Here is a 19,742-nt window from a genome sequence, read left to right as displayed (position 1 = left end):
TGTGGGCGCGGGCTTGCCCCGCGAACACCGGCGAAGCCGGTGCCAGGCACTGCGTGCCTCTATTCGTGGAACAAGCCCGCCACCCAATCCGCAGCTGCCCGCCCGGCCCGCAACCCACTGGCAAAGCACGCCGTCAGCAGATAACCCCCCGTCGGCGCCTCCCAGTCCAGCATCTCGCCGGCACAGAACACCCCCGGCAGCGCCTTGACCATCAACCCCGCATCCAGCCCCTCGAAGCGCACCCCACCGGCACTGCTGATCGCTTCATCCAGCGGCCTGGCGCGCACCAAGGTAATCGGCAACGCCTTGATCGCCCAAGCCAGCGCTTGCGGATCGGCGAAGGTCGCCTGGTCCGTCAACTCCCGCAACAAGCCTGCCTTGACCCCGTCGATACCCAGCTGGCTGTGCAGGTGCTTGGCCATCGAGCGTGAACCACGCGGCCTGGCCAACGCTTCAGCAATTTTATCCACAGGCCGGTCTGGCAACAGATCCAGCAGCAGCACCCCGCGGCCCTCGCGGTTGATGGCCTCGCGCACTAGCGCCGACCAGGCGTACACCAGGCTGCCTTCGACCCCTTGCGCAGTGAGAATGAACTCGCCCTTGCGCGGCAGGCTGCCCGGCACGCTGAGGGCAATGTTCTTCAGCGGTGCGCCGGCAAACTTGTCCTTGAGCAAGGTGCTCCAGCCTTCGACTTCAAACCCACAGTTGCTCGGCTGCAAGGGCGAGATATCCACAGCCCGCTCAGCCAGCAGTGGTTGCCACGCACCGTCTGAACCCAGGCGCGCCCAACTGCCCCCACCCAGCGCAAGCACCACGGCTGCCGCTTTCACCCGTCGTTCACCCTGTGGATAAGCGATCCGCAGGCTGCCATCGTCATGCCAGCCCAGCCAGCGATGGCGGGTGTGGATAACTACGCCGCTGTCGCGCAGGCGCTTGAGCCAGGCGCGCAGCAGCGGGGCGGCTTTCATGTCGCGAGGGAATACCCTGCCCGAGGTGCCGACGAAGGTTTCGATACCCAGGCCGTGAATCCACTGGCGCAGGGCTTGGGCATCGAAGCTGCGCAGCAGGGCGTCGATCTCGCCCTGGCGTTCGGCGTAGCGCGCGACGAAAGCGGGGTAGGGCTCGGAATGGGTGATGTTCATGCCGCCGACACCGGCCAGCAGGAACTTGCGGCCTACCGAGGGCATGGCATCGAACACCTCGACCGCCAAGCCCGCCTGGGCCAGCGCTTCGGCGGCCATCAGGCCGGCGGGGCCGCCACCGATGACGGCGACAAGGGGAGGGGATGAAGGGCGTAGATCGGGCATGGGCGGCGGCAGGCTGTGGAAAAGAGTGCGCATTCTAGCGCAGCCGGCCCTGCGGAAGCACTGGTCAAAAAATGATCAGATCTTTGCAGGGCACGCAGGCAAAGGGCTGCAGCAGCTTTCGCGCAGCTTATCCACAGGCGGTTCCACAGTCATTGTGAACAACTGATGACCTTCGCCGCGCTGTGATGGAGGATGCCATGGCGCCGCGCCAAGGCTGCGCGGTCCTTGCTGTAGCCACCGCCGATCATCCCCACCACCGGGATATCGCGGCCCAGGCAATGGCGCATGACCCTTTCGTCGCGGGCCGCCAGGCCTTCGTCGGTCAGTTGCAGGTAGCCCAGGGCGTCGTCCTTGTGCACATCCACGCCGGCGTCGTACAGCACCAGGTCAGGTTGGTACAGCGGCAGCAGGTAGTTGAGGGCATCGTCCACGACCTTGAGGTAGGCGGCGTCGCCCATGCCGCGGGGCAGGGGGATGTCCCAGTCGCTCTGCGCCTTGCGGGCCGGGAAGTTCTGTTCACAGTGCAGGGACACGGTGATCGCGTCGGGTGTGTCCTGGAGGATGCGCGCGGTGCCGTCGCCCTGGTGCACGTCGCAGTCGAAGATCAGCACCCGGTGCACCCGCCCGGCCTCCAGCAGGTAGCGGCTGATCACGGCCAGGTCGTTGAAGATGCAGAAGCCGGCGGGGTGATCGTAATGGGCGTGGTGGGTGCCGCCGGCCAGGTGGCAGGCGATGCCGTGCTCTAGGGCCAATTCGGCGCACAGCAGCGAGCCGCCCACGGCGCGCACGGTGCGCCGGGCCAGCGCCTCGCTCCAGGGCAGGCCGAGGCGGCGCTGGTCCTCGCGGGACAGGTCGCCGTTCATGTAGCGCTCGATGTAACCGCGGTCGTGGGCCAGGGCCAGGATGTCGTTGGGGCAGATCTGCGGGCGCAACAGGTCCTGGTCGCGGATCAGGCCGCTGTCGACCAGGTGGTCGCGCAGCAGGCGAAACTTGTCCATCGGGAAGCGGTGGTCGGCGGGGAACGCCGGGCTGTAGTCATCGTGGTAGATCAGCGGCAACGGCATGGTGAGTTCGCAATCGGGGCCAGTGTTGATCTTGCCAGTTCTTGGGCGGTTGGTGCTATTGCCCGTGGGAGCGGGCTTGCCCCGCGAAGCGCCGCGCGGGCGGCGCTCGATCTCACTGGGTTAAACCTTCGCCCGCGCCTACGCTGTAAACTGCAAGACAGCAAAACCGGAGCACACCCCATGACCCCCATCCCCCAACTGGAAAGCGCACGGCTGGTGCTGCGCCAATGGCATGACGACGACCTGCGCGAGTTCGCTGCGCTGTGCGCCGACCCTCAGGTGATGCGCTACTTCCCGGCGCCGCTGACGCGCCTGGAGGCGGCTGCGCTGATCGGGCGTATCCGTGGCCACTTCAATGAGTACGGGTTCGGCCTGTGGGCGCTGGAGCGCAAGGACAGCGGCGCGTTCATCGGCATGACCGGGCTGTTGCACGTCAGCTTCGATGCCGACTTTGCGCCTGCAGTGGAAATCGGCTGGCGCCTGGCGCGGCGCCACTGGGGCCTGGGCTTTGCCAGCGAGGCCGCCTGGACGTGCCTGCGTTGTGCCTTCGCCCAATTGCGCCTGGATGAGGTGGTGTCGTTCACTAGCGAGAGCAACTTGCCCTCGCAAAAGGTCATGCAGGCCGTTGGCATGCTGCAAGACCCGAGCGGCAGTTTCGAACACCCGCGCCTGCCGGCCGGCCACCCGTTGCGCCCGCATGTGCTGTACCGCATCGACCGTGCACACTGGGAGCAGACCCTGCGTGGCTGAATGGATGGCCATGCGCGGTGCGAATGACAAACCCTGTATCATTTGCCTTCATGAAAGTGCTGTAGAGCCGTGATGCCTTGCTAGGAGAACCCCCGATGAGTCATGTGTTGGACGACCTGGTCGACCTGTTGAGCCTCGAGTCCATCGAGGAGAACCTGTTCCGTGGACGCAGCCAGGACCTGGGCTTCCGCCAGCTGTACGGCGGGCAGGTGCTGGGCCAGTCATTGTCGGCGGCCAGCCAGACGGTCGAGGACGCGCGCCACGTGCATTCGTTGCATGGCTACTTCCTGCGCCCTGGCGATGCCAGCTTGCCGGTGGTCTATTCGGTAGACCGGGTACGTGACGGTGGCAGCTTCAGCACCCGGCGGGTGACCGCGATTCAGAAGGGCCACACCATCTTCACCTGCAGCGCGTCGTTCCAGTACGACGAAGAGGGCTTTGAGCACCAGGCGCAGATGCCGGATGTGGTCGGCCCGGAAAACCTGCCCAGCGAAGTCGAACTGGCCAGTGCCATGGCCGAGCACCTGCCCGAACGCATCCGCGACAAGGTGTTGTGCGCCAAGCCGATCGAAATCCGCCCGGTCACAGAGCGCGACCCGTTCAACCCCAAGCCGGGTGACCCGGTGAAGTACGCCTGGTTCCGTGCCGACGGCAACCTGCCGGACGTGCCAGCGCTGCACAAGTACCTGCTGGCCTATGCCTCTGACTTCGGCCTGCTGACCACCGCGCTGCTGCCCCATGGCAAATCGGTGTGGCAGCGCGACATGCAGATCGCCAGCCTCGATCATTCGCTGTGGTTCCATGGCAACCTGCGTGCAGACGAGTGGTTGCTGTACGCCACCGACAGCCCTTGGGCCGGCAATGCCCGCGGCTTCTGCCGGGGCAGTATCTTCAACCAGGCCGGGCAGCTGGTGGCATCGTCGTGCCAGGAAGGCCTCATTCGTCATCGCAAGGACTGGGCATGAACCTGAGCGAAGTGCGTAACTGGGTGTTCGACATGGACGGCACCCTGACCGTGGCGGTGCACGATTTTGCGGCAATCCGCGAAGCGCTGGAGATCCCGTCCGAGCACGACATCCTGACCCACCTGGCGGCGTTGCCGGCGGCGCAAGCGGCGGCCAAGCACGCCTGGCTGCTGGAGCATGAACGCGACCTGGCGCTGGCCTCGACGGCAGCGACGGGCGCGGTGGAGCTGGTGCGCGAGCTGGCCGAGCGCGGCTGTCGGCTGGCGATCCTGACCCGCAATGCCCGCGAGCTTGCGCATGTCACACTAGAGGCCATCGGCCTGGCTGACTGCTTCGCGGTGGAGCATATTCTTGGCCGTGACGAGGCCGCGCCCAAGCCTAGCCCGGACGGCCTTTTGAAAATTGCCGGGGCATGGGGCGTGGCGCCCCGCGAGCTGGTAATGGTCGGTGACTACCGCTTCGACCTGGATTGCGGGCGCGCGGCCGGGGCACGGACCATACTGGTCAACCTGCCGGACAACCCGTGGCCGCAATTGACCGATTGGCATGCGGCGGATTGCCGGGCGTTGCGGGTGATGCTCGGCTGATCGTTGGTGTTGGCAAGCTGCCTGCGCGGGCTATGCTGAACCGAAATTTTTCCCTTGATGGAGACCCAGCCATGAGCAGCAAGGCCATCTACGTCCAACCTGGCGGCGGCTACGCCAACGTCCAGGTCGGCACCTGCGAGGCGCTTGCGCCACAGGCCGGCGAAATCACCGTGCGTTTGCACGCCAGTTCCCTCAACTACCACGACTTCGCCGTGGTCAGCGGCATGTGGGGGCCGAGCGAGCGGCGCATCCCCATGGCCGACGGTGCCGGTGAAGTGACGGCGGTGGGGGCCGGCGTCAGCGAATTCCAGGTGGGTGACAATGTTGTCAGCACCTTCTTCCCCGACTGGCTCGACGGCCAGGCCAATGTCGAAGGGTTTGCCCGGGTGCCCGGTGATGGCCTGGATGGCTACGCCCGTGCGCAGGTCACCGCGCGTGCCACGTCCTTCACCCTGGCGCCCAAGGGTTACAGCCACGCCGAAGCGGCCACGCTGACCACCGCAGGCCTTACCGCCTGGCGTGCCTTGATGAGCGACGACCACCTCAAGCCCGGCGATACCGTGCTGGTGCAGGGCACGGGCGGGGTGTCGATATTCGCCTTGCAGTTCGCCAAGCTGGCGGGTGCGACGGTGATCGCCACGTCGTCCAGCGATGCCAAGCTCGAGCGCCTCAAGGCCCTGGGCGCCGACCACCTGATCAACTACAAGAGCACCCCGGCCTGGGGCGAGAAGGTGCGTGAGCTTACCGGCAATCGCGGTGTCGACCATGTGATCGAAGTCGGCGGCCCGGCGACCCTGGAGCAATCGATGATTGCCGCGCGTATCGGCGGGCATGTGTCGTTGATCGGTATCCTTACCGGGGTGGCAGGGCAGTTGCCGCTGGTGCAGGCGCTGGTGCGGCAGATCCGCTTGCAGGGCGTGCTGGTCGGCAGCCGGGCTCAGCAGCAGGCAATGGTGCGGGCGATCGATGCCAATGGCTTGCGGCCGGTGGTGGACAAACACTTCGAGCTGGAGCAGATCGTCGATGCCTTCCGCTACCAGGAGAGCAACAAGCATTTCGGCAAGATCTGCCTGACCTGGTAGTTGCTGCGCCGACAAGGCGTTTGTAACGAGCGACCTACAACCCGATACATTCCCGCACATGGGTAGCACCAGGCGGCTGGCTAGAATGCCCCGCTTCTGATGCGACTGATTCTCTTGAAGAGGATGCCCCCCATGTGCGTACTTCCCCGCCTCTGGCAGCGCTTGCTGCCTTTTCTGTTGTCGATGGCGTTCATCCAGACCGCCAGTGCCGTGCAAGCCACCGATGTGCTGGGGCGCAAGGTCGAGCTCGACCATGCGCCCCAGCGCATCGTGCTCGGCGAGGGCCGGTTGTTCTTCGCCCTGGCACTGCTCGACCGCGACAACCCCTTCCAACGCGTGGTGGGTTGGCAGAACGACATGCGCCTGCTCGACCCCCACACCTATGCGGTGTATGCGCAAAAGTACCCGCATATCACCCAGTTGCCGCTGATCGGCCAGGCCACCGAGCAAAGCGTCAGCGCTGAACAGATTCTCGCGCTCAAGCCCGACCTGGCGATCTTCAGCATTGCCGGCGAGGGCCCGACCCAGCACAGCCCGGTGGCAGACCTGCTGGCCAAAGCCGGCGTACCGGTGCTGTTCATCGACTTTCGTGTACACCCCATCCGCAATACCCGGGTCAGCATGCAAGCGCTGGGCACGCTGCTCGGTCGCGAGGCCAGGGCCCAGCAATACCTCAGCCTGTATGACCGCCACCTGAAGCGGGTGACCGAGGGCGTGGCCGGCCTGCCGGACAACGCGCGGCCCAAGGTCTTCCTCGAACTGTTGGCCGGGGTCTGGCAGGCGCCTGGGCACACCACCGGCAAGAGCGGCCTGGGCAGCGTGGTCGAGGCCGTGGGCGGGCATAATATTGGTGCCGATGTGGTGCCGGGCGCGCTCGGCGATGTGAGCGTCGAATACGTGCTGCAGGCCGACCCTGATGTGTATATCGCCACCGGCAACCGCGCACCCGGCGTGCTGCTGGGGGCTGGGGCGTCGCTCGATACCGCGCGCCAGAGCCTGGCCAAGATCACCGCACGGCCGGAATTCGCGCCACTGCGGCCAATCCAGGCGGGCCAGGCGCATGGCCTGTGGCATGACTTCTACAATTCGCCGTTCAACATCCTCGCCATCGAAGCCATGGCCCGCTGGGTACACCCCGAGCGCTTCGAGGGCCTCGACCCGCAGGCGACCCTGGCCGAGATCAACCAACTGCTCAAGGTCGGCCTGGACGGCCAGTACTGGGTCGACGCCAAGTGACTGCACTGGCTCAGGATGGCGCCGCACTGGCCGCCTGGCACTATCGCCGGCTGCTGTGGCGGCGCGGGTTGCTGGTAGCGGGGCTGGCGCTGTTGCTGCTGGTGACGGTGCTGGGCGACCTGGCCAGTGGCGCCTCGGGCATGAGCCTGGGGCGTTTGCTGCAGGGCATTTTCGAGCCGACCACGCTCAGTGCCACCGAGCGGGTGATCATCTGGAACGTGCGCCTGCCGTACGCGTTGATGGCGGTACTGGTGGGGGCGGCGCTGTCGCTGGCCGGTGCCGAGATGCAGGCGATCCTCGACAACCCGCTGGCCAGCCCCTTCACACTGGGGGTGTCGTCGTCTGCTGCGCTGGGCGCTTCGCTGGCGATTGCCTACCCGCTCGGGGTTGCCTGGCTGGCGCCGAGCGCCCAGGTGACAGTGATGGCGTTTGCCTTCGCCTGCCTGTCGGTGGTGCTGCTGCAGATGATGTCGCGCCTGCGCGGTGCCGGTGTGCAGAGCCTGGTGCTGTTTGGCATCGCCTTGGTGTTCAGTTGCAACGCGCTGGTGTCGCTGCTGCAATTGCTGGCCACCGAAGACGTGCTGCAGCAACTGGTGTTCTGGACCTTGGGCAGCCTGGCGCGGGCCGACTGGCACAAGCTTGGCCTGCTGGCTCTGGTGCTGGCGGTGCTGCTGCCGTTTTCGCTGCGCGCCGCGCCAGCGATGACCTTGCTGCGTATGGGCGAGGACCGCGCGCGCAGCTTTGGTGTGGACACCCGGCGCCTGCGCCTGGCCTCGTTGCTGCGCATCAGCCTGTTGTCGGCCACTGCGGTGGCGTTTGTCGGCACCATTGGCTTCGTCGGCCTGGTCGGGCCGCACATCGCGCGTTTGCTGGTGGGTGAGGACCAGCGGTTTCTGTTTCCGGCCAGTGCGCTGGTGGGCGCACTGATGCTGTCGTTGTCGTCGCTCGCCAGCAAGTTGCTGCTCCCTGGCGTGATCGTGCCGGTGGGCATCGTCACGGCCTTGGTGGGTGTGCCGGTGTTCGTGGTGCTGGTGTTTCGACGGGGGAGAAGCCTGTGAGCCTGTCGATCGATCATCTTTGCGTTGCCTACGGCGCACGGCAGATTCTGCATGGGGTGACGCTGCCTGCGTTGCCGGCGGGTAGCCTGGTGGCGCTGGTCGGCCCCAACGGCGCGGGCAAGTCCACACTGCTGCGGGCCTTGGCCGGGCTGGAGCGAATGCAGGGCACACTGCGCCTGGATGGCCAGGATGTGACGCGGCTGGGCTTTGCCGAGCGCGCCCGGCGTCTGGCCTACATGCCGCAACAGCTGCCGCCGGGGCTTGCCTTGGGCGTGCTGGAAAGCATCGTTGCGGCGTTGCGTGTCGGCGGCAGTGACGACCTCCTCAGCCATGCCTTTGAGGCGTTGCGGCAGTTGGGCATCGAGGGCCTGGCCGAGCGCTCGCTCGACAGCCTGTCGGGTGGCCAGCGGCAGTTGGTGGCGCTGGCGCAGTTGCTGGCGCGCAATCCGCAGGTACTGCTGCTGGATGAGCCGACCAGTGCGCTGGACCTGCACTACCAGTTGCGGGTGATGGGCGCGGTGCGTGAGCGGGTAGTGGCGCATCGGCTGCTGGCGGTGGCGGTGCTGCATGACATCAACCTGGCGGCCAGCCAGGCCGATTGCCTGGTGGTGTTGCGCGAGGGCAGGGTGGTCGCCTGTGGGGCGCCTGCGGATGTGCTGAAACCGGCGATGCTGGCCGAGGTGTATGGGGTCGAGGCGCGGGTCGAGCAGTGCTCGCAGGGGCGCTTGCAGGTGTTGGTGGATCGGGCGCTGGCCTGACGCCCGGCCTGCGGTTTGTAGGAGCGGCCTTGCGTCGCGAAAGGGGTGCGCAGCAGCCCCAGGTTCTATGTCACAGCAGAGATTGCCGGGGGCGCTGCGCACCCCTTTCGCGACGCAAGGCCGCTCCTACAAAGGCCCGCAAGGTGGTTTCCACAAGGTCATTCGGGCAGCAATCTGTCGCGGCTGTTGGACAGGTGCAGGCACATCGCCGCCCGCGCTGCATCTGGGTCCTGGCGGCGGATGGCATTGAGAATCGCCTCATGCTCCAGGTTGGCCAGGTACGCATGCCGGGCCAACCTGGCCCCGGCACGTTCGGCCAGGGCCATGCGGTTACGTGGGATCAGGCCGCTGCCAAGCTGCACCATCATTTCGCTGAAATACAGGTTACCGGTGGCCTCGGCGATCAACAGGTGGAAGCGCCGGTCAGCCTCGATGCAACTGTCGCCGGCGGCCGCCAGGTCTTGATAGTCGTCCAGCGCCTGGCGCATGCGTGCCACGTGCCCGTCGTTGCGGCGCACCGCGGCGAGGGCGGCGGCCTGGCCTTCGAGGCCGATGCGCAGCTCCAGCAGGTCGCGCACGCTGGCGGCGTTTTCTGCGCCAACGCGCAGGCCTGCCTGGGGCTGGCGCTCGATCACGAATGTACCGATACCGTGGCGGGGCTCCACCAGCCCTGAGGCCTGCAACTTCGACAAGGCTTCGCGCACCACAGTGCGGCTGACCCCATGCTCGCGCACCAGGGTGTTTTCCGAGGGCAACTTGTCGCCGGGTTTGAACGTACCCAGCAAAATCTGCTGGGTCAGGCTGGAAACCAGGTCGTGGGCGCGGCTGTGGCCGCGAACACGGGTGGGTGCTGTGTCCATGGTGGGCTCGGTGTTATCGGTTGGCTTGTACGACAAGTTAATTCATAAAATTAATTTCTGCTGGTTTTTAGTCTACTGAAGCCAGCGCTGTGCGCAGTTGTTTTTGAAAGATCGCAGCATTTTCTCATTATGGCAGCTTGTATTTTGCCTTTTTGGCGACTTTATCGATCTTGTCGTACAACTTCGCGAAGCCTATGCTCTCCCCACTGTCATGTCAGACAACCCGCATAAAAACAACTAGTGGGAGACCCGCAAAGTGAACGACACCCTCGCTCCGCCTGCCTGCAATGGCGGCGACACACTGGCCAGCGCCGTGGCCAAGGTCAAACGCCATGTGCTGCCGCTGTTCGTCATCATGTTCATCGTCAACTACCTCGACCGCGTCAACATCGGCTTCGTCCGCCCCCACCTTGAAAGCGACCTGGGCATCAGTGCGGCGGCCTATGGGTTTGGCGCCGGGCTGTTCTTCATCGGCTATGCACTGTTCGAAGTGCCCTCCAACATGCTGCTGCAGCGTGTCGGCGCTCGGCTGTGGCTGACCCGCATCATGTTCACTTGGGGGCTGGTGGCCACGGCCATGGCCTTCGTCCAGACCGAAACCCAGTTCTATGTGCTGCGGTTTCTGCTAGGCGTTGCCGAGGCCGGGTTCTTCCCCGGGGTGATCTACTACTTCACCCGCTGGTTGCCAGGCGCCGAGCGCGGCAAGGCGATTGCCATCTTCCTCAGCGGTTCGGCGCTGGCCTCGCTGATCTCCGGCCCGCTGGCCGGCGCGTTGATGCAGATTCAGGGGCTGGGCTTGCACGGCTGGCAGTGGATGCTGTTCATCGAAGGCATGGCGTCGGTGACGCTGTGCTTCTTCGTGTTCTTCTGGCTCGACTCCAAGCCGCAGGATGCCAAGTGGTTGAGCCAGGCCGAGCAGGCGGCGCTGGTGCAGGCCATCGACAGCGAGCAACGTCAGCGTGAGGCGGTCGGCGCGGTCAAGCTTTCTGCCTGGAGCCTGCTCAAGGATCGCCAGATCGTGCTGTTCTGCCTGATCTACTTCTGCATCCAGTTGACCATCTATGCCGCGACCTTCTGGTTGCCGAGCATCATCAAGCGCATGGGCGACCTCAGCGACCTGCAAGTCGGCTTTTTCAACTCGATCCCCTGGCTGATCTCGATTCTGGCCATGTACGCCTTCGCTTCCGGTTCCAGCCGCTGGAAGTTCCAGCAGGCCTGGGTGGCCGCCGCGTTGGTGATCGCCGCCATCGGCATGTTCATGTCCACCACCGGTGGCCCAGTGTTCGCCTTCGTCGCCATCTGTTTTGCCGCCATCGGGTTCAAGTCGGCCTCGTCACTGTTCTGGCCGATCCCCCAGGGCTACCTGGACGCGCGCATCGCGGCGGCCGTGATCGCGCTGATCAACTCGGTCGGCAACCTCGGCGGCTTCGTCGCGCCCACCACCTTCGGCCTGCTCGAACAACAGACCGGCTCGATCCAGGGCGGCCTGTACGCCTTGGCGGTGACGTCGGTGCTGGCGGCGATCGCCGTGTTCTTCGTCCGCACCCGCCCCAAGGGCGCCCCTTCCGATGAGCTCAAGGCACCTTCGGCCCTGGGCCAGACCCACTGATGACTGCGAGATAAAAACCATGAACATGCAGACGACACCCGCCGTGCACTCCGCCACCCCCGTGGTCACCGACCTGCGCGTGATCCCAGTGGCCGGCCACGACAGCATGCTGCTCAACCTCAGTGGCGCCCATGGCCCGTACTTCACCCGCAACGTGGTGGTGCTGCGCGACAGCGCGGGCAACACCGGCCTGGGCGAAGTGCCGGGTGGCGAGATGATCCGCCAGACCCTGGAAGACGCCCGCAACCTGGTAGTCGGTCAGCCCATTGGCCATTACCAGCGCGTGCTCAATGCCATGCGCCAGGCGTTCGCCAACCGCGATGCCGGCGGCCGCGGGTTACAGACCTTCGACCTGCGCATCGCCGTGCATGCGGTCACCGCCGTCGAGTCGGCCTTGCTCGACTTGCTCGGCCAGCACTTGCACGTGCCCATGGCCGCACTGCTGGGTGAAGGGCAGCAACGTGAAGCGGTGAAGATGCTGGGTTACTTGTTCTACATCGGCGACCGCCAGCAGACCGACCTGGCCTACCGCGCCGAGGCCGATGCTGACAATGACTGGTTCCGCCTGCGCCATGAGCCGGCGCTGACGCCCGAAGCCGTCGTGCGCCTGGCCGAAGCCGCCCGCCAGCGCTATGGCTTCAGCGACTTCAAGCTCAAAGGTGGCGTACTGCGCGGCGAGGAAGAAATGGAGGCGGTGACCGCCCTGGCCGAGCGCTTCCCCGATGCACGCATCACCCTCGACCCGAACGGCGCCTGGTCACTCAAAGAGGCCATCGCCCTGTGCCGTGACAAGCACGACGTGCTGGCCTATGCCGAAGACCCTTGCGGTGCCGAGAACGGTTACTCGGGCCGTGAGGTGATGGCCGAGTTCCGCCGCGCCACTGGGTTGCCCACCGCCACCAACATGATCGCCACCGACTGGCGGCAGATGGGCCATGCGATCCAGTTGCAATCTGTGGACATCCCCCTGGCCGACCCGCACTTCTGGACCTTGCAGGGCTCGGTACGGGTGGCGCAGATGTGCCATGACTGGGGGCTGACCTGGGGCTCGCACTCCAACAACCATTTCGATATCTCCCTGGCCATGTTCACTCAGGTGGCCGCAGCGGCGCCGGGCGAGATCACCGCCATCGATACCCACTGGATCTGGCAGGACGGCCAACGCCTGACGCGTGAGCCGCTGCGCATCGTCGATGGCCAGGTGCGCGTGCCTGCGCGGCCGGGGCTAGGGGTGGAGATCGATGAGGACCAGTTGGCCAAGGCGCATGAGTGCTACTGCAACATGGGGCTCGGCGCGCGCGATGACAGCGTGGCGATGCAGTTTCTGATACCGGGCTGGCGCTTCGACAACAAGCGGCCTTGCCTGGTGCGCTGAGTCACGGCGGTTCGTTACCCCGATAAACCCGCTCCCGCTTGGGAGCGGGTTTTTTCATGCATGGCCGATACACACCCAAATGAAAAACGATAGCTCCAGACGGCCGGATGGCGCGTTTGGACATGCCAATCGCGACATCTGACGGGAATGGAAAAGCGTTGTCGTGATCGCACACCTGCGGGACGTTCTCGTGTAATTTTCCTACGCCTTACGGGGCTTAAATGAACCCCGAATTCCACTGATGTGTTGCTCAGAAAGCGTGCAAAAGGTCAACAACAGCGCGTGAGCGACGTGTCATTTCGATGGCCTCTCAAGGAGATATTGTTCGCCTACGCCTGCCCCCGTCCTTCCTTGTGTCAGCAAAAAGAGAACAAGATCAATGAACACCGTGGGATCTGATGGCAACCTTGCACAAGGTTTCAAGCCACGTCATGTAACGATGTTGTCCATCGCGGGCATCATCGGTGCGGGACTTTTCGTAGGCTCCGGGCACGCGATCGCTGCGGCCGGGCCAGCCACCATAATTTCTTACTTCGTGGCCGGTACCTTGGTGGTACTGGTCATGCGCATGCTCGGCGAGATGGCCGTAGCGCACCCTGACACCGGATCGTTCTCCACCTACGCTGACCAGGCCATCGGCCGCTGGGCTGGCTACACCATCGGCTGGTTGTACTGGTGGTTCTGGGTGTTGGTGATCCCCATCGAGGCACTGGCGGCGGGGCATGTGCTGAACGCCTGGTTCCCGCAGGTGGACAGCTGGATCTTCGCCCTGGCCTCGGTGCTGCTGCTGGCGGGCACCAATTTGTTCAGCGTGGCCAAGTACGGTGAGTTCGAATTCTGGTTCGCCATTCTCAAGGTCACGGCGATCCTTGGCTTCATCGGCCTGGGCTTCGCGGCGCTGATGGGCTGGTTGCCAAACCGTGAAGTCAGCGGGTTGAGCGGGTTGATCGCCGAGCACGGTGGTTTCGCGCCCAACGGCTGGTCGGCGGTCATCGGCGCCTTCATTACCGTGATGTTCAGCTTCATTGGTACCGAGGCTGTGACCATCGCCGCCTCCGAGTCCAGCGACCCTTCACGCAACATCGCCAAGGCCACGCGTTCGGTGATCTGGCGGATCAGTACCTTCTACATCCTGTCGATCTTCGTGATCATCTCGGTGGTGCCGTGGAACGATCCACAGCTGGCGGTGGTGGGCTCCTACCAGCGTGCGCTGGAGATCATGAACATCCCCAACGCGGCCTTCATGGTCGACCTGGTGGTGCTGGTGGCGGTGACCAGCTGCATGAACTCGTCGATCTACATTGCTTCGCGGATGATGTATTCGCTGGCCAAGCGCGGTGATGCACCGGCCTTCCTGAACAAAACTTCGAAAGTCGGCGTGCCGCGCTCTGCGGTGTTCGGCAGTACCTTGATCGGCGCGGCCATTGCTGTGCTCAATTACTTCGCGCCCAAGGGCGTGTTCGAGTTCCTGCTGGCCAGCTCCGGCGCCATCGCCTTGCTGGTGTACCTGGTCATCGCCATCTCCCAGTTGCGCATGCGCCGCCGGCTGGAGCGCGAGAACACCGAGCTGAAGTTCCGCATGTGGCTGTTCCCGTGGTTGACCTGGGCCGTGATCATCTTCATCGCGGCGGCGCTGGCGGTGATGATGTACACGCCTGAGCACCGGGTGGAAGTGAGCTCGACACTGGGCTTGGCGATTGTGATTTCCTTCTTGGGGATCGTCACTTCGCGGGGGCATGCGCAGGTGGTGGCGGCGCGGTCGGTGGGGTGACGGGGACGAATGCCTGGCTGGGGTTTTGTAGTGGTGCATAGATCGAGCGCCGCGCGGGCGGCGCTCGATCTCACAGGCGCTGAAAATGCCGAGGCGAACACTGACGCCCCACCACCCTTCAAACAGCCAATCAGCGGCGCACCTTTTCGATATACCTGACCACCGCCGGCGCCTTCTCGAAACGCCGATGAATCAGGCTCAGCCACGAACTGGCCTGGCAATCGGCAATGCGTCGGTAATTCACCTGCGCCAAGCTGATGCGCTGCACCACCGACTCCGGCACCACGGCAATGCCCTGGCCCAACGACACCAACGTGATCACCGCCACCAGGCTACCGGGTTGCGGGCCCAGTCGCGGGACAAACCCCCCTTGTGCCGCCACTTCCAGCGTGCCGGAAATCTGCTCGGGAAGAATGAAGGTTTCACCGGCCAGGCGTGCCGCCGGGATCTGTGGCAGCTCGTTGATCCGTGAGCTGGCGGGCAGGGCGAGGACAAAACCTTCCTGGTGCAGGCCGATGGCTTGCAGCGTGTCAGGCAGTTCCATGGGCGAGCGCACGTAGGCGAGGTCGAGCAGGCCGTCGCTGACCCTGTCGGGCAGCTCGGCCATGGGCAGTTCGCGGATGTTCAGGCGCACGCCGGGGTAGCTTTCGCTGAAGCCGATCACTTGCCGCTGCAGCATGCCCGAATAGGCAGCAGAGGCCACATAGCCCAATTCGATGCTGCCACTCTCGCCTCGGCCCGCACGCTGCGCACCCAGTTGCGCCGCGTCGAACTGGCGTACGGTCTGTTCGGCTTCGATCAGCAAGGCTTGGCCGGCGGCGGTGAGGTTGACCTCGCGCTGGCTGCGTTCGAACAGGCGTACTCCCAGCTCGCGTTCCATGTCCTGGATCTGCCGGCTGAGGGTGGGCGGAGCGATGCCCAGCTGTTCCGCAGCCCGGGTGAAATGGCCGTGTTGGGCGACGCAGAGGAAGTAGCGGAAATGGCGGATTTCCATGCGGTGTTACCTGCAAGCTAATGACGCGGGCCTTGGGGGCTAACAAGCCTCGGGGCTGACGGCGTTAAGGTGAAGACAACACTACAAGGCTGGTGGCGTGGCGGCAAAGGTATCGGCAGTTGCCGGTGACACAGCAAGGGGCCCCATGACAACCAGCCCGCTTCTGGAGCCTTGCCATGCCCATCACCGCTTCCCCGCGCTTCACCTTGCTCACCGCCTCGCTGGTCTGTGCGCTGATCATCCTCGACACCAACATCGTTGCCGTCAGCCTGCCCAGTATCGCCCGTGACTTGTCCGGCTCGTTTGCCGACATCGAATGGGTGGTCAGCGCGTATCTGCTGGCCTTCGCCGCGTGCCTGCTGCCAGCAGGCAGCCTGGCCGACCGCTTCGGTCGGCGGCGCATGCTGCTTATCGGCCTGGCCGTGTTTGGCGCCGCGTCGCTGGCCTGTGGCGCCGCCCCCACCCTGATGTTCCTTGACCTGGCCAGGGCCGCCAAGGGCATCGGCGCGGCCATGCTGCTGACAGCGGCCCTCGCGGCCATCGGCCATCGCTTCCATGAACCCCAGCAACGCCTGAGCGCCTGGGCCTTCTGGGGCGCCTGCATGGGCGCCACCATCACCTTCGCACCCCTGCTCGGCGGGGTGATTGCCAGCACCCTGGGCTGGCGCTGGATCTTCTACATCAACCTGCCGCTGGTGGTAGTGCTGGCAGTGATGGTGCTGCGCAGCGTCGAGCCCTCGCGCGACAGCGCCGCAGCGCGCCTCGACCCGTGGGGTAGCCTGACGTTCGCCGGCAGCCTGGGTTACCTGATCTGGGCAATGATCGACGCCAACCAGGTCGGCTGGGGCAGCGCCCAGACCCTGGGGCGGATGCTGATCAGCGCGTTCCTGTTCGGCCTGTTCATCATGGTCGAGCGCAGCCAGGCGCGGCCGATGATCGACTTGCGGCTGATGCGCAGCGGGCGCTTCGTCGGTGCCTTGCTGGGCATGTTCGCCTACGCCGCCTGCGCCCAGGTCATGATGACCCTGTTGCCGCTGTACCTGCAGAACGGCCTGCAACTGTCGGCCCTGGCTGCCGGTGCGGGCATGCTGCCATTTGCCGTGGCCATGTTGCTGACCCCGCGGCTGGGCATGCGCCTGGCTGCGCACTTGAGCCCGGCGCAGGTGTTTACCCTTGGCCTGGTGCTGGTGGGGGTGGGCAACCTGCTGTGTGCTTGGGCCGCAGGCTACGGCGGCTACACCGCCTTTGCCCTGGCCAGCCTGGTGCTGGGCGCGGGCGCAGGCCTGCTCAATGGCGATACGCAGAAGAACATCATGGCCTGCGTGCCGCGTGAGCGCACCGGCATGGCCTCGGGGTTGAGTACCACCACGCGGTTCGGCGCGATTGTGCTGGCCATCGGTGTGCTTGGGGGTGTACTGGCTACCCGTAGCGGGCAATTGCTCTACGACTCGATGGCCGCCGTGGCGCCCGCGCATCTGGGCCAGGTTGCCGCGATGGCCACGCGGGTTGCGGCGGGCGACCTGCAGGCGGCGTTGGCCGTGCTTGAGCCCGGCTTGCGGGAGGCAGTGGCCCCCTTGGCCCGCCAGGCGTTCATGGGTGGGTTCGAGGCAGTGTTGCAGGCCGCAGGTGTGGCGGCGCTGCTGTTCGCGGTATTGGTCGGCACGTTGCTGAGCCGGCCACTGCCCTCCCTGCAGGATGCGCTGGTGGCGGACGGGCAGTTATAGGGCCGGCGGCTTTTGCACAATGTTGTGAAAATAAATGAGGTGTTTTCTCATTCTCGTTCGGCTTGTAGGGAAGGCCGGAATACAGGCCAGTCCGCCAGCACTCCACGGAGCGAGAAAATGAGTTCGACCCCGGTTCCCCAGCGCCACCCCTTGAATCGAGCCTTGCACGGCGCCTTCCTGGGGTTGGTTGTCAGCAGCTATGCATTGCCGTCGCTTGCGCAACCGTCGCCCGCTGATCACAACAGCCAGCTGCAGCAGTGGAGCATCCCTGCCGGCCCGCTGGCGCCGGCGCTTGACCGCTTTGCGCGGCAGGCAGGTGTCAGCCTTTCCTACGATGCGCAGAGCATCGCCGACCGCACGTCCCAAGGCGTACAAGGCCCGCTTGAAACACCGGCAGCCCTGTCGTCGTTGTTGCAGGGCACCGAGCTACAGGCGCAGCAGCAAGGCCCGAACGCCTACCTGGTGATCCCGCAAGTAAAGCCTGCCGGCCCGCTCGAACTGGGTGCGACCGAGGACTATCGCCTTGCGCCGGTCATCATCAATGCCAAGGTCAAGGCCAGTGCTGACGACGACACCGACTCGGTGGTTGCCAAGGAGCTTTGGGTGGGAGGCAAGGTCGCCACCAGCATCCTCAACACACCTGCGTCCGTGTCTGTGGTTACCCGCAAGGAAATGGAGCAGCGCAGTGTCAGCACCACGGAAGAGGCGCTGCTCTACACCCCCGGCGTCATCAGCGACTTTTATGGCTCGGACGACCGCAACGACTACTTCCAGATCCGCGGCTTCCAGGCCACGACCTACCGCGATGGCCTGACCTTGAGCTCGATGCGCGGCGTGCGTGAAGACCCGTTCGCCTACGAGCGCATCGAGATTCTGCGCGGCGCCAACTCCACCCTGTTTGGCCCGGCAGACCCAGGCGGCTCGGTAAACTTCGTGACCAAACAGCCGCGCTTCGAGCAGTTTGGCCAAGGCTATGTGACCTACGGCTCCTATGACCATGCCGAAACAGGCATCGACGTAGGCGATGCCCTGAACGACGAAAAAACCCTGGCCGGCCGCTTCACCGCCAAGATGCAGAACAGCGACCGCGAGTACGACCATTCCCAGGACGACAACCGCTTCGTGATGGGTGGCCTGACCTGGGCGCCCACCGACTACACCTCGGCCACCGTGATTCTGGATTACCTGAAGACCGACAGTTCGCCGAACAGCGGTGGTTACCCGCTGGACAAGGAATACGACCGCAGCGATTTTTACGGTGAGCCCAGCTACAACTTCCACAACGTCGAGCGCACCAGCCTCAGCGGCAACATCACCCACGACTTCGACAACGGCTTCGTGCTGCGCAGCAACCTGCGTTACAGCGAGTTGAGCGATGACTTTGGCTACGCCTACCTCAGCGATAGCCCGACGCGCGTTGGCACCACCATTCCACGCTACGTGTTTGGTACCGACAGCGACGCCGACCAGCTCAACGGCAACCTGATGCTGCAGTACGATGCCCAGTTCGAGCACGTCGACAGCAGCACCCTGGTGGGTGTGGAATATCTGGACTCGACCACCAAGCAAAGCTCCGTCTATGGCCTGGCGCCTTCGATCGACATCGCCAACCCGGTATTCACCGGTGTGCCAGGCGGCATCACGCCCTATACCCGCAAAAAGAATGACGCCACGACCAAGGCGGTGTTCCTGCAGCAGAACCTGTCGTTCTACGACCGCGTCATCGCCACTGCGGGCGTGCGTAATGACTCCATGGAGCTGTCCAGCAAGGAGTACATCGGCGCGGTGGGGAGTGAAAGCGACAACTTCTCCGAAACCTCTTACCGCGGTGCGCTGACCTACATCGTCAACGATGAGGTTTCGACCTATGTGAGCATGGTCGAATCGGTCTCGCCGCCCCAGGTCGGCGTCACCCCGCAGACCGGCCGGCAGTACGAAGTGGGTATCAAGTATTCGCCCATGGGCATGGACGCGTTGTTCTCAGCTGCCATTTATGACCTGACCCAGGAAAACGTCACCATCGCCGTGGTGCTACCGAGCGGCATCATCGAGCAGCAGACGGTGGGTGAGTCCCGCGTGCGCGGCCTTGATCTGGAAGCCAAGGCGCAAGTGACGCAGAACATCAGCGTGATCGGGGCTTATTCGTATATGGAGTCCGAAGTGCTGCGCGGGGCGTTGTATGACGGCTCGTCGCTCAAGGGTAAGGAATTTACCACCGCGCCGAAGCATTCGGCGTCGTTGTGGAGCTACTACAGCATTCCTGACACGGACGTGAGCGTCGGCCTGGGCGCGCGGTATGTTGGCGCGTATTACATGGATGCTGCCAATACCAAGAAGAGCGATGGGACCACGTTGTTTGATGCGGCTTTGAACTACCGGATTGCCAAGGGCACCGACCTTGCCCTGAATGTCAGCAACCTGTTTGATGAGCAGCATGTGGTGGGTTCCGGCACGGCGAACTACTACAACCCGGGGCGCGAGTTCACGGCCAAGTTGAGTTACAACTGGTAAGGCGGGCTTTTGTGAGGCCCGCCTCGCGGCGGGCCAGCAAGCGGCCTGATGCGCTAGCCAGGCTGCCCAGAGGTGGCGTAATGCAATTATT

General features: G+C 64.6%; 16 protein-coding genes. 12 read left to right on the top strand and 4 right to left on the bottom strand.

From position 1 onward, the window contains the following. Positions 1 to 59: 59 nt before the first annotated feature. Entirely contained in the window at positions 60 to 1,307 is a 1,248-nt protein-coding gene (locus tag LJX93_RS23620) for a TIGR03862 family flavoprotein (RefSeq protein ID WP_156311393.1), read from the bottom strand. Between the two features lie 149 nt (positions 1,308 to 1,456). Next, the gene (locus LJX93_RS23615; protein ID WP_227696474.1) at positions 1,457 to 2,371 is read right to left on the bottom strand and encodes a histone deacetylase; all 915 of its coding nucleotides are present in this window, start codon (positions 2,369 to 2,371) and stop codon (positions 1,457 to 1,459) included. A gap of 180 nt (positions 2,372 to 2,551) precedes the next feature. On the opposite strand from LJX93_RS23615, the gene LJX93_RS23610 reads away from it, so the two are divergent. The 7 genes from LJX93_RS23610 (at position 2,552) to LJX93_RS23580 (ending at position 8,807) form a co-directional block, all read left to right on the top strand. After that, a complete protein-coding gene (locus LJX93_RS23610; protein WP_033701678.1) occupies positions 2,552 to 3,121 on the top strand; it encodes a GNAT family N-acetyltransferase in 570 nt (189 codons plus the stop codon). Between the two features lie 95 nt (positions 3,122 to 3,216). Then, entirely contained in the window at positions 3,217 to 4,086 is an 870-nt protein-coding gene (tesB, locus tag LJX93_RS23605) for an acyl-CoA thioesterase II (RefSeq protein ID WP_033701677.1), read from the top strand. After that, positions 4,083 to 4,673, top strand: a complete 591-nt coding sequence (locus LJX93_RS23600; RefSeq protein WP_095063849.1) for an HAD family hydrolase — start codon at positions 4,083 to 4,085, stop codon at positions 4,671 to 4,673. The genes tesB and LJX93_RS23600 overlap by 4 nt, the downstream gene beginning before the upstream one ends. Before the next feature lie 71 nt (positions 4,674 to 4,744). Further along, entirely contained in the window at positions 4,745 to 5,755 is a 1,011-nt protein-coding gene (locus LJX93_RS23595; RefSeq protein WP_033701674.1) for a zinc-dependent alcohol dehydrogenase family protein, read from the top strand. A gap of 132 nt (positions 5,756 to 5,887) precedes the next feature. Further along, complete coding sequence (locus tag LJX93_RS23590; protein ID WP_414004130.1) at positions 5,888 to 6,991, top strand: ABC transporter substrate-binding protein; 1,104 nt, start codon at positions 5,888 to 5,890, stop codon at positions 6,989 to 6,991. Continuing rightward, positions 6,988 to 8,049 carry a FecCD family ABC transporter permease gene (locus LJX93_RS23585; RefSeq protein WP_033701672.1) on the top strand — a complete coding sequence of 354 codons (1,062 nt, stop codon included), beginning with the start codon at positions 6,988 to 6,990 and terminating at the stop codon, positions 8,047 to 8,049. Before LJX93_RS23590 ends, LJX93_RS23585 begins: the two co-directional genes overlap by 4 nt. Next, complete coding sequence (locus LJX93_RS23580; protein ID WP_033701670.1) at positions 8,046 to 8,807, top strand: ABC transporter ATP-binding protein; 762 nt, start codon at positions 8,046 to 8,048, stop codon at positions 8,805 to 8,807. The genes LJX93_RS23585 and LJX93_RS23580 overlap by 4 nt, the downstream gene beginning before the upstream one ends. A gap of 158 nt (positions 8,808 to 8,965) precedes the next feature. On the opposite strand, the gene LJX93_RS23575 is transcribed toward LJX93_RS23580, so the two are convergent. Next, a complete protein-coding gene (locus LJX93_RS23575; RefSeq protein ID WP_033702574.1) occupies positions 8,966 to 9,667 on the bottom strand; it encodes a FadR/GntR family transcriptional regulator in 702 nt (233 codons plus the stop codon). Between the two features lie 256 nt (positions 9,668 to 9,923). Between LJX93_RS23575 and LJX93_RS23570 the strand changes: the two genes are divergently transcribed. The 3 genes from LJX93_RS23570 (at position 9,924) to gabP (ending at position 14,422) form a co-directional block, all read left to right on the top strand. Beyond that, the gene (locus tag LJX93_RS23570; RefSeq protein WP_033701668.1) at positions 9,924 to 11,276 is read left to right on the top strand and encodes an MFS transporter; all 1,353 of its coding nucleotides are present in this window, start codon (positions 9,924 to 9,926) and stop codon (positions 11,274 to 11,276) included. Positions 11,277 to 11,295: 19 nt separating this feature from the next. Then, on the top strand, positions 11,296 to 12,651 hold the full coding sequence (gene gudD / locus LJX93_RS23565; RefSeq protein WP_033701667.1) for a glucarate dehydratase: 1,356 nt from the start codon (positions 11,296 to 11,298) through the stop codon (positions 12,649 to 12,651). 379 nt (positions 12,652 to 13,030) lie between these two features. Next, the gene (gene gabP / locus LJX93_RS23560; RefSeq protein WP_033701666.1) at positions 13,031 to 14,422 is read left to right on the top strand and encodes a GABA permease; all 1,392 of its coding nucleotides are present in this window, start codon (positions 13,031 to 13,033) and stop codon (positions 14,420 to 14,422) included. Positions 14,423 to 14,552: 130 nt separating this feature from the next. Here the strand turns inward: gabP and LJX93_RS23555 are convergent, their stop codons facing one another. After that, entirely contained in the window at positions 14,553 to 15,416 is an 864-nt protein-coding gene (locus tag LJX93_RS23555; protein WP_227696473.1) for a LysR family transcriptional regulator, read from the bottom strand. A gap of 176 nt (positions 15,417 to 15,592) precedes the next feature. Between LJX93_RS23555 and LJX93_RS23550 the strand changes: the two genes are divergently transcribed. Next, positions 15,593 to 17,140, top strand: a complete 1,548-nt coding sequence (locus LJX93_RS23550; RefSeq protein WP_227696472.1) for an MFS transporter — start codon at positions 15,593 to 15,595, stop codon at positions 17,138 to 17,140. 117 nt (positions 17,141 to 17,257) lie between these two features. Next, positions 17,258 to 19,651 (top strand): TonB-dependent siderophore receptor, encoded by a 2,394-nt coding sequence (locus LJX93_RS23545; RefSeq protein ID WP_033701660.1) that lies wholly within the window; start codon positions 17,258 to 17,260, stop codon positions 19,649 to 19,651. Positions 19,652 to 19,742: the final 91 nt, after the last annotated feature.

It is taken from the genome of Pseudomonas sp. HN2-3, assembly GCF_020691745.1.
Lineage (GTDB): Bacteria > Pseudomonadota > Gammaproteobacteria > Pseudomonadales > Pseudomonadaceae > Aquipseudomonas > Aquipseudomonas capeferrum.
The sequence above is the reverse complement of the archived record's forward strand: the minus strand, read 5'-3'. Positions and strand labels throughout refer to the sequence as shown.